11 protein-coding genes are annotated in these 14,459 nt (G+C 61.5%); 7 read left to right on the forward strand and 4 right to left on the reverse strand.

Annotated elements, in window-relative coordinates; genetic code table 11:
* Positions 1–86: 86 nt before the first annotated feature.
* The 4 genes from HX793_RS14845 to HX793_RS14860 form a co-directional block, all read right to left on the reverse strand.
* A complete protein-coding gene (locus HX793_RS14845; RefSeq protein ID WP_016975315.1) occupies positions 87–827 on the reverse strand; it encodes a YciK family oxidoreductase in 741 nt (246 codons plus the stop codon).
* Positions 828–983: 156 nt separating this feature from the next.
* A complete protein-coding gene (gene mupP / locus HX793_RS14850; RefSeq protein ID WP_033902529.1) occupies positions 984–1,655 on the reverse strand; it encodes an N-acetylmuramic acid 6-phosphate phosphatase MupP in 672 nt (223 codons plus the stop codon).
* A 4-nt stretch (positions 1,656–1,659) separates the two neighbouring features.
* The gene (ubiG, locus tag HX793_RS14855; protein WP_003189760.1) at positions 1,660–2,358 is read right to left on the reverse strand and encodes a bifunctional 2-polyprenyl-6-hydroxyphenol methylase/3-demethylubiquinol 3-O-methyltransferase UbiG; all 699 of its coding nucleotides are present in this window, start codon (positions 2,356–2,358) and stop codon (positions 1,660–1,662) included.
* Between the two features lie 64 nt (positions 2,359–2,422).
* Positions 2,423–3,754 carry a TRZ/ATZ family hydrolase gene (locus HX793_RS14860; protein ID WP_122725067.1) on the reverse strand — a complete coding sequence of 444 codons (1,332 nt, stop codon included), beginning with the start codon at positions 3,752–3,754 and terminating at the stop codon, positions 2,423–2,425.
* 108 nt (positions 3,755–3,862) lie between these two features.
* On the opposite strand from HX793_RS14860, the gene mtnA reads away from it, so the two are divergent.
* The 7 genes from mtnA to cmk all read left to right on the forward strand — a co-directional run bounded on the left by mtnA (position 3,863) and on the right by cmk (position 14,340).
* Positions 3,863–4,939, forward strand: a complete 1,077-nt coding sequence (mtnA, locus tag HX793_RS14865) for an S-methyl-5-thioribose-1-phosphate isomerase (protein WP_016975318.1) — start codon at positions 3,863–3,865, stop codon at positions 4,937–4,939.
* 303 nt (positions 4,940–5,242) lie between these two features.
* Positions 5,243–7,897, forward strand: a complete 2,655-nt coding sequence (gene gyrA / locus HX793_RS14870) for a DNA gyrase subunit A (RefSeq protein ID WP_177097247.1) — start codon at positions 5,243–5,245, stop codon at positions 7,895–7,897.
* Positions 7,898–8,113: 216 nt separating this feature from the next.
* Positions 8,114–9,199: a 3-phosphoserine/phosphohydroxythreonine transaminase gene (gene serC / locus HX793_RS14875; RefSeq protein ID WP_016975319.1), complete on the forward strand. Its 1,086-nt coding sequence runs from the start codon at positions 8,114–8,116 to the stop codon at positions 9,197–9,199.
* Positions 9,199–10,293 carry a prephenate dehydratase gene (gene pheA / locus HX793_RS14880; RefSeq protein WP_003172650.1) on the forward strand — a complete coding sequence of 365 codons (1,095 nt, stop codon included), beginning with the start codon at positions 9,199–9,201 and terminating at the stop codon, positions 10,291–10,293. The genes serC and pheA overlap by 1 nt, the downstream gene beginning before the upstream one ends.
* Positions 10,294–10,302: 9 nt before the next feature.
* Positions 10,303–11,415, forward strand: coding sequence for a histidinol-phosphate transaminase (hisC, locus tag HX793_RS14885; RefSeq protein WP_016975320.1), 1,113 nt, complete (start codon positions 10,303–10,305; stop codon positions 11,413–11,415).
* Positions 11,416–11,443: 28 nt separating this feature from the next.
* Positions 11,444–13,654 carry a bifunctional prephenate dehydrogenase/3-phosphoshikimate 1-carboxyvinyltransferase gene (locus HX793_RS14890; RefSeq protein ID WP_256354660.1) on the forward strand — a complete coding sequence of 737 codons (2,211 nt, stop codon included), beginning with the start codon at positions 11,444–11,446 and terminating at the stop codon, positions 13,652–13,654.
* Positions 13,651–14,340: a (d)CMP kinase gene (gene cmk, locus HX793_RS14895; RefSeq protein WP_003172653.1), complete on the forward strand. Its 690-nt coding sequence runs from the start codon at positions 13,651–13,653 to the stop codon at positions 14,338–14,340. The genes HX793_RS14890 and cmk overlap by 4 nt, the downstream gene beginning before the upstream one ends.
* Positions 14,341–14,459 lie beyond the last annotated feature (119 nt).

A 14,459-nucleotide genomic window follows, 5' to 3' on the forward strand; every position in this document is an offset into this window, starting at 1 on the left:
AGCGGTACATCAGTCAGTAATTTTTTGACTGACACTCCGCTTTCGCGAGCAAGCCCGCTCCCACATTTAGTTCTCTTGCGTACCTGTTATTGCGCGTCAAACGCCTGGCCGTTGATGCCGGCACTGTCCGGCCCCATCAGGTACAGGTACACCGGCATGATCTCTTCCGGAGCTGGCCGCTCCATCGGGTTTTCCCCTGGATACGCTTGGGCGCGCATGCTGGTGCGCGTGCCACCTGGGTTGATGCTGTTGGAGCGTACCGCGGCCACATCCTCAAGCTCATCGGCCAAGGTTTGCATCAAGCCTTCGGTCGCAAACTTCGACACGCCATAAGCGCCCCAGTAAGCCCGACCCTTGCGCCCGACGCTGCTGGAGGTAAACACCACCGACGCATCTTGGGACAGCTTGAGCAGCGGCAACAAAGTGCTGGTCAGCATGAACATCGCGTTGACGTTCACGTGCATCACCCGCATGAAATTTTCACCGGACAACTGCTCGATTGGCGTACGTGGGCCGATGATCGAGGCGTTGTGCAGCAGGCCGTCGAGGTGGCCGAACTCCTTTTCGATCATCGCGGCCAGCTCATCGTATTGATGGGGCAGGGCGGTCTCCAGGTTGAACGGAATCACCACCGGTTGCGGCTGGCCTGCGGCTTCGATTTCGTCATACACCTGGGCCAGGTTGGCTTCGGTCTTGCCCAGCAACAGCACGGTGGCGCCATGGGCGGCGTAGGTTTTTGCCGCCGCGGCGCCGATCCCGCGACCGGCGCCGGTCACCAGGATCACCCGGCCTTTGAGCAGTTCTGGACGTGCGGAGTAATCAAACATAAACAACCTCGACAGAATTCACAGAAAATCTAAGCACCCCTTGTAGGAGCGAGCTCGCTGGCGAAAAACGTCAACGATAACGCGGGGTATCTGGATCAACGCGGCGATCTCGGGTTCTTCGCGAGCAAGCTCGCTCCTACAGAGGAGAGCGAACCATCAGCAACTGCACAGTGCGTTATCCAGCACCTTGCGCAGTTCCAGCGGGTGATCCACCACCACATCGGCGCCCCAATGGCGCGGGTTGTCATCCGGGTGGATGTAGCCGTAGGTGACCGCTGCAGTGCGTGTGCCAGCGTCGCGGCCGGACTCGATATCGCGCAGGTCATCGCCCACGAACAGCACGCTGGCCGGGTCCAGGTCGAGCATCTTGCACGCCAGGATCATCGGCTCCGGGTCCGGCTTGCTGTTCTTCACATGATCCGGGCAAATCAGCAGCGCCGAGCGCTCGGCCAGGCCCAATTGCTGCATGATCGGTTCGGCAAAACGCAGGGGTTTGTTGGTGACCACGCCCCAGACCAGCTTGGACTTCTCGATGTCTTCCAGCAGTTCGGCCATACCGTCGAACAGTTTGCTGTGGACCGCGCACCCTTTGAGGTAGCGCTCGAGGAATTCCTGGCGCAGTTCTTCAAAGCCTGGGGATTCCGGGTCCATGGAAAAGGTCACGGCCACCATCGCCTTCGCACCGCCGGAGATTTCATCGCGGATGTGCTGGGGGTTGATCGGCGCCAGGTCGCGGTCGGCGCGCATGGCCTGGCAGATGGCGATAAAGTCCGGCGCGGTATCCAGCAGGGTACCGTCCATGTCGAAGAGAACCGCTCGCAACTTCACAGGCTCACTCCTCGCGCAGGGTCTGGATCATGTAGTTGACGTCAACGTCGTTGGCCAGCTTGTAGTGCTTGGTCAGCGGGTTGTAGGTCAGGCCGATGATGTCCTTGACGGTCAGCCCGGCCTGGCGGCTCCAGGCGCCCAGCTCGGACGGGCGGATGAATTTCTTGAAGTCATGGGTGCCGCGCGGCAGCAGCTTCATGATGTATTCGGCGCCGATGATCGCGAACAGGTAGGCCTTGGGGTTGCGGTTGATGGTGGAGAAGAACACCTGGCCGCCGGGCTTGACCATGCGGAAGCACGCGCGGATCACTGAGGACGGGTCCGGTACGTGTTCGAGCATTTCCAGGCAGGTGACCACGTCGAACTGCTCGGGCATTTCTTCGGCCAGGGCTTCGGCGGTGATCTGGCGGTATTCCACGCTCACGCCGGATTCCAGTTGATGCAGTTGGGCCACGGCCAAGGGCGCTTCGCCCATGTCGATGCCCATCACGGTCGCGCCGCGCTGGGCCATGGCTTCGCTGAGGATGCCGCCGCCGCAACCCACGTCCAACACCTTCTTGCCGGCTAGGTTGACGCGCTCGTCAATCCAGTTGACCCGCAGCGGGTTGATGTCGTGCAGCGGCTTGAACTCGCTCTCGCGGTCCCACCAGCGGTGGGCCAGGGCTTCAAACTTGGCGATTTCGGCGTGGTCGACGTTGCTCATGGTGAATCCTCTAAACCTGATAAATCGTTGGGTCAGTCCTGAACCCTGGGGCTCAAAACCTTCGTTATTCGCTGTGCCCGCTGATGCGTTGGCCCCAGGCGATGGCCGTGGCGGTCAACTGTTGTTCATCCATACGGGTCAATTGCCGGTCGTCGAGCAACTGCTTGCCGGCGACCCAAAGGTGTTTCACGCAATCGCGTCCGGTGGCATATATAAGCTGTGAGACCGGATCGTAGATCGGTTGTTGCGCCAGCCCCGACAGATCGAAGGCGACGATATCCGCCGCCTTGCCGACCTCCAGCGAGCCAATCTCGCTTTCCAGGCCCATGGCCCGTGCACCGTTGAGGGTGGCCATGCGCAGGGCGCGATGGGCATCCAGCGCGGTGGCCGAACCGGCGACAGCCTTGGCCAGCATCGCTGCGGTGCGGGTTTCGCCCAGCAGATCGAGGTCATTGTTGCTGGCGGCGCCATCGGTGCCGATGGCCACGTTCACGCCAGCCTGCCACAGCCGCTCCACCGGGCAAAAGCCGCTGGCCAGTTTCAGGTTGGATTCCGGGCAGTGAATGATGCTGGTGTTGCTTTCTACCAGCAAAGCCAGGTCATCCTCGCTGATTTGGGTCATATGAACGGCCTGGAAGCGCGGGCCCAAGAGCCCGAGGCGACCCAGGCGGGCTAATGGCCGTTCGCCAGTCTGCTCGACCGCTTGCTGCACTTCAAAGGCGGTTTCGTGAACATGCATGTGGATCGCGGCGTCCAGCTCTTCGGCGATCACCCGGATTTTCTCCAGGTTGTCATCGCATACGGTGTAGGGCGCGTGGGGGCCGAAGGTAATCTTGATGCGCGGGTGGTGCTTAAGGTCGCCGAATAGCTCGACGCCCTGGCGAATCGCCTCGTCAGGCGTGCTGGCGCCGGGGATCGGGAAGTCCAGGATCGGGATCGCGATCTGCGCGCGCATGCCACTGTTGTGCACGCAGTCACTGGCGACCTTGGGGTAGAAATACATGTCGGAGAAGCAGGTGATGCCGCCCTTGAGCTGTTCGGCGATGGCCAGGTCGGTGCCGTCGCGTACGAAGGCTTCGTCGACCCACTTGGCCTCGGCGGGCCAGATATGTTTTTCCAGCCAGGTCATCAGCGGCAGGTCGTCGGCCAGGCCCCGGAACAGGCTCATTGCCGCGTGCCCGTGGGCGTTGATCAGGCCGGGGCTGAGCAGCATGCCGGGCAGTTCGCGCACTTCGTTGGCTGAAAGCTTCAGCGCTGCGGCCCGTGGGCCGATAAACGCGATGCGCCCGTCGCGGATGCCCAGCCCGTGTTCCTTGAGCACCACGCCAGCGGGTTCGACGGGTACCAGCCAGGTTGGCAGCAACAATAAGTCGAGCGGGGCGGCAGTGGCGGTCATCGCAGGCTTCTTCCCAGGCAGCTATAAAAGAAGGGCGAAGTATACCCGAGCGTCCTGGCTGGCGGATCGCTATAATCGGCGGCTTTGTTTCTGAGTGCGGAGTAAGGGATGCGCGATCGACTGTTGGCAGCGGAGAAAGTGAAGGCCATCGATTGGCGTGATGGCGCGCTGTTCCTGCTCGATCAGCGTGCCTTGCCGTCCCGGGAAAGCTGGGTGGCCTGCGTGACGGTCGATGAAGTGGCGGCCGCCATTCGTTCGATGGTGGTGCGCGGTGCGCCGGCGATTGGTATCAGTGCCGCGTATGGCCTGGTGCTGGCCGCCCGTGAGCGCATCGCCGAGGGGGGTGACTGGCAGGCCGCATGGGAAGAAGACTACGCACTGCTGGCCGATACCCGACCCACCGCGTCGAACCTGTTCTGGGCGTTGAAACGCATGCGCGACCGCCTGGATCGCGTAAAAAAGCACGCTGATCCGCTGGCGGTGCTGGAGGCAGAAGCCATCGCTATCCATGAAAGTGATCGCGAAGCCAACCTCACCATGGCCCAACTGGGCGTTGAGCTGATCCGCAAGCATCAGGGCAATGCCCAGGCCATCCTCACCCATGGCAACGCAGGCGCCCTGGCGACCGGTGGCGTGGGTACGGCGCTCGGAGTGATTCGAGCGGCCTATCTGGAGGGCATGGTCGAGCAGGTCTACGCCAATGAAACCCGGCCCTGGCTGCAAGGTTCGCGGCTGACCGCCTGGGAGTTGGCGGGCGAGGGCATCCCGGTGACGGTGAATGCCGATTCGGCCGGCGCGCACATTCTCAAGACCAAAGGTGTGACCTGGGTGATCGTCGGCGCCGATTGCATTGCCGCCAATGGTGATGTGATCAGCAAGATCGGCACCTACCAGTTGGCGGTGTGTGCGATGCACCACGGCGTGCGCTTCATGGTGGTGGCGCCGAGTTCAACCCTCGATCTGATGATGGCCACTGGCGATGACGTCGCGCTGGAAGAGCGGGATGCTGGCGAGTTGCTGGAAGTCGCCGGCCAGCGTTTTGCCGCCGATGTAAGCGCCTTCAATCCGGTGTTCGACGTGACTCCGGCCGACCTGATCGACGTGATCGTGACCGAAAAAGGCGTGGTCGAGCGGCCGGACACCGCCAAGCTGGCTAAACTGATGTGCCGTAAACGCCTGCATTAAGCCAATTTGCTTCCGAAATCGGGCTTGGATCCAGCTCTGAGCCCCTCTCGTCGCCCTCAAGCCTGTCATCCGTCAAATTACTAGCCTCCATGCGCATCAGGGGGATAGGTGCGTGGCGGCGATTGTGATAACATCCGGCGGTTTCCAGGGCCGCCCCAAGGGGTTGCCCATAACGTGCAGATCCGTGTCATAACTCGTTGATTTGTCGTAAGTCGTTGTCAGGCGCTTTGCCGGCAACGGCGAGCTTCGTTCGTCCCATATGGATGTGACGAGGTTTCACCCGAAAAAGGAATCAGGCTTCTCATGGGCGAACTGGCCAAAGAAATCCTCCCGGTCAATATCGAAGACGAGCTGAAACAGTCCTACCTCGACTACGCGATGAGCGTAATTGTCGGTCGGGCACTGCCTGATGCGCGCGATGGCTTGAAGCCCGTGCACCGGCGTGTGCTGTTCGCGATGAGCGAGCTGGGTAACGACTGGAACAAGCCGTACAAGAAATCTGCCCGTGTTGTCGGTGACGTGATCGGTAAGTATCACCCCCACGGCGACACTGCGGTGTACGACACCATCGTTCGGATGGCCCAGCCGTTTTCCCTGCGCTACCTGCTGGTAGACGGCCAGGGCAACTTCGGTTCGGTCGACGGCGACAACGCCGCGGCCATGCGATACACCGAAGTGCGCATGACCAAGCTGGCCCACGAGCTGCTGGCCGACCTGCATAAAGAAACCGTGGACTGGGTGCCGAACTACGACGGCACCGAAATGATCCCGGCCGTTATGCCAACCAAGATCCCCAACCTGCTGGTCAACGGTTCCAGCGGTATCGCCGTGGGCATGGCGACCAACATCCCGCCGCACAACCTCGGTGAAGTCATCGACGGTTGCCTGGCCCTCATCGACAACCCTGAGCTGACCGTCGATGAGCTGATGCAATACATCCCTGGCCCGGACTTCCCGACCGCCGCGATCATCAACGGTCGCGCCGGCATCATCGAAGCCTACCGCACTGGTCGCGGCCGCATTTACATGCGCGCCCGCTCGATGATCGAAGACATCGACAAGGTCGGTGGCCGTCAGCAGATCGTCATCACCGAACTCCCGTACCAGCTGAACAAAGCGCGTCTGATCGAGAAGATCGCCGAGCTGGTTAAAGAGAAGAAGCTTGAAGGCATCACCGAGCTGCGCGACGAGTCCGACAAAGACGGTATGCGCGTGGTGATCGAGCTGCGTCGTGGCGAAGTGCCTGAGGTGATCCTCAACAACCTCTACGCCCAGACCCAGCTGCAAAGCGTGTTTGGTATCAACGTGGTTGCTCTGATCGACGGCCGCCCGCGCATCCTGAACCTCAAGGATCTGCTGGAAGCTTTCGTCCGTCACCGCCGCGAAGTGGTCACCCGCCGTACCGTGTTCGAACTGCGCAAGGCCCGCGAACGCGGCCACATCCTGGAAGGCCAGGCAGTTGCGCTGTCGAACATCGACCCGGTCATCGCCCTGATCAAGGCTTCGCCAACCCCGTCGGAAGCCAAGGAAGCGCTGATCAGCACGCCTTGGGAATCCAGCGCCGTGGTGGCCATGGTTGAGCGTGCCGGCGCCGATTCGTGCCGCCCAGAGACCCTGGACCCACAATACGGCCTGCGCGAAGGCAAGTACTTCCTGTCCCCGGAACAGGCCCAGGCCATCCTGGAACTGCGTCTGCACCGCCTGACCGGCCTGGAGCACGAGAAGCTGCTGGCCGAGTACCAGGAGATCCTCAACCAGATCGGCGAGTTGATCCGCATCCTCAGCAGCGCCGTGCGCCTGATGGAAGTGATCCGCGAAGAACTGGAAGTGATCCGCGCTGAATACGGCGATGTGCGCCGTACCGAGATCCTCGACGCGCGCCTCGACCTGACCCTGGGTGACATGATCCCGGAAGAAGAGCGCGTGGTGACCATCTCCCACGGTGGCTATGCCAAGACCCAGCCATTGGCGGCATACCAGGCCCAGCGTCGTGGCGGTAAAGGTAAATCGGCTACCGGCGTGAAGGATGAGGACTACATCGCTCACCTGCTGGTCGCCAACAGCCATACCACGCTGCTGCTGTTCTCCAGCAAGGGCAAGGTGTACTGGCTGAAAACCTACGAAATCCCGGAAGCCTCCCGTGCCGCCCGTGGTCGTCCGCTGGTCAACCTGCTGCCGCTGGACAGTGATGAATACATCACCACCATGCTGCCGGTCGAGGAATACACCGAAGGTCACTTCATCTTCATGGCCACCGCCAAAGGCACCGTGAAGAAGACCCCGCTGGAATCCTTCAGTCGTCAACGCAGTGTGGGCCTGATCGCCCTGGAGCTGGACGAAGGCGACGTACTGATCTCCGCGGCCATTACCGATGGCGAGCGTGAAGTCATGCTGTTCTCCGACGGCGGCAAGGTCACGCGCTTCAAGGAATCCGACGTTCGCGCCATGGGCCGTACCGCCCGTGGTGTACGCGGCATGCGTCTGCCGGAAGGGCAGAAGCTGATTTCGATGCTGATCCCGGAAGAAGGCAGCCAGATCCTCACCGCTTCCGAGCGTGGTTATGGCAAGCGTACGGCCATCAGCGAGTTCCCGGAGTACAAGCGTGGCGGCCAAGGCGTGATCGCCATGGTCAGCAACGACCGCAACGGCCGTCTGGTCGGCGCGGTGCAGGTGCTCGACGGCGAGGAAATCATGCTGATTTCCGACCAGGGCACCCTGGTACGTACCCGTGTGGCTGAAGTGTCGAGCCTGGGTCGTAACACCCAGGGCGTGACCCTGATCAAGCTGGCCAGGGACGAAAAACTGGTCGGCCTGGAGCGTGTCCAGGAGCCGTCGGAAGTCGAAGGCGAGGAGCTGGAAGGTGAAGAGTTTGACGGCGAGGTGATCGCAGCCGGCGATGACAACGTCGACGAGCCGACCCTCGACGCTGCCGCAGACGAAGAAGAACCGCAGGAATAAGCGGACACACAGGGGGCGGATGAAGATTCGCCCCCTTGTTGTTTGTCCCCTTTGAAACATGTGGGAGCTGGCTTGCCTGCGATGGCATCACCACGGTGTCACTGACGTACCGAGGCGCCTGTATCGCAGGCAAGCCAGCTCCCACAAAGGTCCGCTCCGGAAACAGAGCGTTGCCGAACATGATTGCAGCCCCACCAGATCAGAGTGAGATTGGATGTGAGCAAGAGAGCCTATAACTTCTGTGCCGGTCCCGCGGCGCTTCCTGAAGCAGTCCTGCAGCGTGCGCAGGGTGAACTCCTCGACTGGCATGGAAAAGGCCTCTCCGTGATGGAAATGAGCCACCGCAGCGATGAGTTCGTGTCCATCGCCACCAAGGCCGAGCAGGACCTGCGCGACTTGCTGGACATCCCATCCAACTACAAAGTGCTGTTCCTGCAGGGCGGCGCCAGTCAGCAGTTCGCCCAGATTCCGCTGAACCTGCTGCCAGAAGACGGCACGGCTGACTATATCGACACGGGTATCTGGGGCCAGAAGGCCATTGAAGAGGCCTCTCGTTACGGGCACGTCAATGTCGCGGGTACCGCCAAGCCGTACGACTACTTCGCCATTCCCGGTCAGAACGAGTGGAAGCTGTCGAAGGACGCGGCCTACGTGCACTACGTTGCGAACGAAACCATCGGCGGCCTGGAGTTTGACTGGGTGCCGGAAGTCGGTGACGTGCCGCTGGTGTGCGACATGTCCTCGGACATCCTCTCGCGCCCTATCGATGTGTCCAAGTACGGCATGATCTACGCCGGTGCGCAGAAGAACATTGGCCCGAGCGGCATCCTGGTCAACATCATCCGCGAAGACCTGCTCGGTCGCGCCCGCTCGCTGTGCCCGACCATGCTCAACTACAAGGTCGCGGCCGATAACGGCTCGATGTACAACACCCCGCCGGCGTTCGCCTGGTACCTCTCCGGCCTGGTGTTCGAATGGCTGAAAGAGCAGGGCGGTGTGGCCGCCATGGGCAAGCTCAACGAAGTGAAGAAGCGCACCCTGTACGACTTCATCGACGCCAGCGGCCTGTACAGCAACCCAATCAACCTCACCGACCGCTCGTGGATGAACGTACCGTTCCGCCTGGCTGACGACCGCCTGGACAAGCCGTTCCTGGCCGGTGCCGACGAACGCGGCCTGCTCAATCTCAAGGGCCACCGCTCGGTGGGTGGCATGCGCGCTTCCATCTACAACGCCGTCGACATCCACGCGATCAATGCGCTGGTTGCCTACATGGCAGAGTTCGAAAAGGAACACGGCTAATGTCTGAGCAAGAACTCAAGGCCCTGCGCGTGCGCATCGACAGCCTGGACGAGAAGGTCCTGGAGCTGATCAGTGAGCGCGCACGGTGCGCCCAGGAAGTGGCGCGGGTGAAGATGGCGTCCCTGGCTGAAGGCGAAGTGCCGGTGTTCTACCGTCCGGAGCGTGAAGCCCAGGTGCTCAAGCGTGTGATGGAGCGCAACAAAGGCCCGCTGGGCAACGAAGAGATGGCGCGGTTGTTCCGCGAAATCATGTCGTCGTGCCTGGCCCTGGAGCAGCCGCTGAAAGTGGCTTACCTCGGCCCGGAAGGCACTTTCACCCAGGCGGCGGCCATGAAGCACTTCGGCCACGCGGTGATCAGCAAGCCAATGGCAGCGATCGACGAAGTGTTCCGTGAAGTGGCGGCCGGCGCGGTGAACTTTGGTGTGGTGCCGGTGGAAAACTCCACCGAAGGCGCGGTCAACCACACGCTGGACAGCTTCCTTGAGCATGACATGGTGATCTGCGGTGAAGTCGAACTGCGTATTCACCACCACCTGCTGGTGGGTGAGAATACCAAGACCGACAGCATCAGCCGCATTTACTCCCACGCCCAGTCCCTGGCCCAGTGCCGCAAGTGGCTGGACGCGCATTACCCGAATGTCGAGCGCGTGGCAGTATCCAGCAACGCCGAAGCGGCCAAGCGGGTCAAGGGTGAGTGGAACTCAGCGGCCATCGCCGGTGACATGGCGGCGGGCCTGTACGGCCTGACGCGCCTGGCTGAAAAGATCGAGGATCGCCCGGATAACTCCACGCGCTTCCTGATGATCGGTAGCCAGGAAGTGCCACCGACCGGCGACGACAAGACGTCCATCATCGTCTCCATGAGCAACAAGCCCGGCGCGCTGCATGAGCTGCTGGTGCCGTTCCACGATAACGGGATTGACCTGACGCGCATCGAGACTCGTCCTTCGCGCAGCGGTAAATGGACTTACGTGTTCTTTATCGACTTCATCGGCCACCACCGCGACCCACTGGTCAAAGGTGTGCTGGAGAAAATCAGTCAGGAAGCCGTGGCACTCAAGGTGCTGGGCTCTTACCCGAAAGCGGTTTTGTGAGGCTTTAACATGAGTGGCAACTTCCTCGCCCTGGCTCAGCCGGGCGTGCAACAACTGTCGCCTTACGTTCCGGGCAAGCCTGTGGACGAGTTGGCGCGTGAGTTGAACCTGGATCCGGCGAACATCGTCAAGCTGGCCAGTAACGAAAACCCGCTGGGTCCGAGCCCAAAAGTGTTGGCGGCGATTCGTGAAGAACTGGCTGAACTGACCCGCTACCCCGATGGCAACGGTTTTGCCCTCAAGTCACTGCTGGCGGAAAAATGCCGGGTCGAGCTGAACCAGGTCACCCTGGGCAACGGCTCCAACGACATTCTTGAGCTGGTTGGCCGTGCATACTTGGCGCCGGGCTTGAACGCGGTGTTCAGTGAGCACGCGTTTGCGGTCTATCCGATCGTGACCCAGGCGGTCGGCGCTGATGCGCGGGTCGTTCCTGCGAAGGATTGGGGTCATGACCTGCCAGCCATGCTGGCGGCCATCGACGCCCAGACCCGTGTGGTGTTTATCGCCAACCCGAACAACCCGACCGGCACCTGGTTCGACGCACAGGCGTTGAACGACTTCCTGCAAGACGTGCCGGAACACGTGCTGGTCGTGCTGGACGAGGCCTACATCGAATATGCCGAAGGCAGTGATATGCCGAACGGCCTGGATTTCCTGGCGGCCTACCCGAACCTGCTGGTTTCGCGCACGTTCTCCAAGGCTTATGGCCTGGCGTCGCTGCGGGTCGGCTATGGCCTGTCCACTGCTGTAGTTGCCGATGTGCTGAACCGTGTGCGCCAGCCGTTCAACGTCAACAGCCTCGCCCTGGCGGCAGCCTGTGCTGCGGTGAAGGATGCCGAGTACCTGGAAGAAGGCCGTCGCATCAACGAAAGCGGCATGCTGCAACTGCAGGAAGGCTTCCGTGAGCTGGGGCTGGGCTGGATTCCGTCCAAGGGCAACTTCATTTGTGTTGATCTCGGCCAAGTGGCTGCGCCGGTGTTCCAGGGCTTGTTGCGCGAAGGCGTGATCGTGCGTCCGACCGCCAACTACGGCATGCCGAACCACCTGCGTATTACCATCGGTCTGCCGGCAGAAAACGCCCGCTTCCTGGAGGCGCTGGCCAAGGTTCTGGCCCGTGGTTGATGTCACTGCATTGCAACCTGCTGTGCCTATGATCGGTCGCCTGGTGGTGGTCGGTCTGGGATTGATCGGCGGCTCCTTTGCTAAAGGCCTGCGTGAAAGCGGGCTGTGTGGCGAAGTCGTCGGTGTGGACCTGGACCCGCAATCGCGCAAGTTGGCGGTTGAGTTGGGCGTGGTCGATCGTTGTGAGGCGGACCTGGCGCTCGCGTGCCAGGGCGCTGACGTGATCCAGTTGGCCGTGCCGATCCTGGCCATGGAGAAGTTGCTTGCCGTGCTGGCGGGCATGGACCTGGGCCAGGCGATCCTGACGGATGTCGGTAGCGCCAAAGGCAATGTGGTGCGCGCGGCGCAACGGGCCTTTGGTGGTATGCCGGCGCGTTTTGTGCCGGGGCATCCGATTGCCGGCTCCGAGCAGAGCGGGGTGGAGGCGTCCAATGCGCAGTTGTTCCGTCGCCATAAAGTCATCCTGACGCCACTGGAGCAAACCGATCCGGCTGCACTGGCGGTGGTGGATCGTTTGTGGCGTGAGTTGGGCGCGGATGTCGAGCATATGCAGGTCGAGCGTCATGACGAAGTGCTGGCCGCAACCAGCCATCTGCCGCATTTACTCGCATTCGGCCTGGTGGACTCCCTGGCCAAGCGCAACGAAAACCTCGAGATTTTCCGTTACGCCGCCGGTGGCTTCCGTGATTTCACGCGGATTGCCGGCAGCGACCCGGTGATGTGGCACGATATCTTCCTCGCCAATCGCGAAGCGGTGTTGCGCACCCTGGACACCTTCCGCAGCGACCTCGACGCCTTGCGCGACGCGGTTGATGCCGGAGATGGCCATCAATTATTGGGCGTGTTTACCCGTGCGCGGGTGGCGCGTGAGCATTTCAGCAAGATCCTGGCGCGCCGGGCCTACATGGAAACCGCTGTGAACGCTGATGAGTTGACCTTCCTCGCCGAACCGGGTGGCCGCTTGAGCGGAAGTATTCGGGTACCGGGCGACAAGTCGATCTCCCATCGGTCGATCATGCTGGGTTCGTTGGCTGAGGGTGTGACTGAGGTCGAAGGTTTCCTTGAAGGCGAAGACGCCCTGGCGACCTTGCAGGCATTTCGCGACATGGGTGTGGTGATTGAAGGCCCGCACCATGGGCGCGTAACCATTCATGGTGTCGGGCTGAATGGCCTGAAGCCGGCGCCGGGACCGATTTATCTCGGTAATTCCGGGACTTCCATGCGCCTGCTGTCCGGTTTGCTAGCGGCGCAGAGCTTCGACAGTGTGCTGACCGGTGACGCGTCCCTGTCCAAGCGCCCGATGAGTCGTGTGGCTAAGCCGCTGCGGGAAATGGGGGCAGTGATCGAGACCGGGCCGGAAGGGCGTCCGCCGCTGACCATTCGGGGTGGCCAGTCGTTGAAAGGCCTGGCTTACGTGATGCCGATGGCCAGTGCCCAGGTCAAATCCTGCCTATTGCTGGCCGGGTTGTACGCTGAAGGCAAAACCGCGGTGACCGAGCCTGCGCCGACCCGTGACCACACCGAGCGCATGTTGCGCGGCTTTGGTTATCCGGTGGCGGTGGAGGGTGCGACGGCGTCGGTGGAGTCCGGTCATGCGCTGACGGCTGCTCATATAGAAGTGCCGGGGGATATTTCTTCTTCGGCGTTTTTCCTGGTGGCGGCCTCGATTGCCGAGGGTTCTGAATTGCTGCTGGAGCATGTGGGTGTCAATCCGACGCGTACCGGCGTGATCGATATCCTGCGGCTGATGGGTGCGGATATCACCCTGGAGAACCAGCGTGAGGTGGGTGGAGAGCCTGTCGCGGATCTGCGCGTACGAGCAGCACCGCTGAAGGGTATCGAGATTCCTGAAGCGTTGGTGCCGTTGGCGATCGATGAGTTTCCAGTGTTGTTCGTCGCCGCGGCCTGTGCCGAGGGACGAACGGTGTTGCGTGGTGCTTCAGAGCTACGTGTGAAAGAGTCCGACCGTATCCAGGTGATGGCCGACGGTCTGTTGGCGCTGGGCGTTAAGTGTGAACCGACCCCTGATGGGATTATCATTGAGGGTGGCCTGATGGGCGGTGGTGAAGTGCATGCCCATGGCGATCACCGGATTGCCATGGCCTTCAGCGTGGCTTCCCTACGGGCGGCGGCGCCGATTCGTATCCGTGACTGCGCCAATGTTGCTACGTCTTTTCCGAACTTTCTTACACTGTGTGCCCACGTCGGCATCCGTGTTGCCCAAGAGGCTCAATTGTGAATATCAAAGCACCGGTGATTACCATCGACGGGCCAAGCGGCTCGGGCAAAGGCACGATCGCCGGCATCCTGGCCAAGCGCCTGGGCTGGTGCCTGCTGGATTCCGGCGCGCTGTACCGCCTGCTGGCATTCGCCGCACGCAATCATGGCGTCGACCTGACCAACGAAGAATCCCTGAAGCTGCTGGCGGCGCACCTTGATGTGCAGTTTGTCGGTGCGACGGAAGGTCATCCCCAGCGCATCATCCTTGAAGGGGATGATGTGACGGACGACCTGCGCAACGAACAAGTCGGCTCCTGGGCGTCCCAGGTTGCCGCGCTGCCGGCCGTACGTGATGCGCTGCTTCAGCGCCAGCGGGCTTTTCAAGAGCCGCCGGGCCTGGTGGCCGATGGCCGTGATATGGGAACCGTGGTGTTTCCCGAAGCGCCCTTGAAGATTTTCCTGACCGCCAGCGCCGAGGAGCGGGCTCGCCGCCGCTACTTGCAGTTGAAGGGCAAAGTCGATGGTGTTAGTCTGTCGAGTCTGCTAGATGAGATCCGTGCACGCGATGAGCGTGATACCCAGCGCGCAGTAGCCCCGCTCAAGCCGGCGGCTGATGCCATACAGCTGGATTCCACGGAGTTGTCCATCGAGCAGGTGCTGGAACGCATCTTGAGTGAAATCGCCATTCGCGATATCGCCGGGTGATCAAGAAGGCCGCAGGGGACCAGTCATAGTCCTGCGGTGGCTTCTTTTAACTGAAACTGACCCACACCGTCTGGGGTGTGGAGATGGGCGTATTCTTCGCCCTTATCAACAGGAATTAA

This window comes from Pseudomonas reactans (assembly GCF_013387025.1).
In the GTDB taxonomy this organism is placed as follows: domain Bacteria; phylum Pseudomonadota; class Gammaproteobacteria; order Pseudomonadales; family Pseudomonadaceae; genus Aquipseudomonas; species Aquipseudomonas reactans.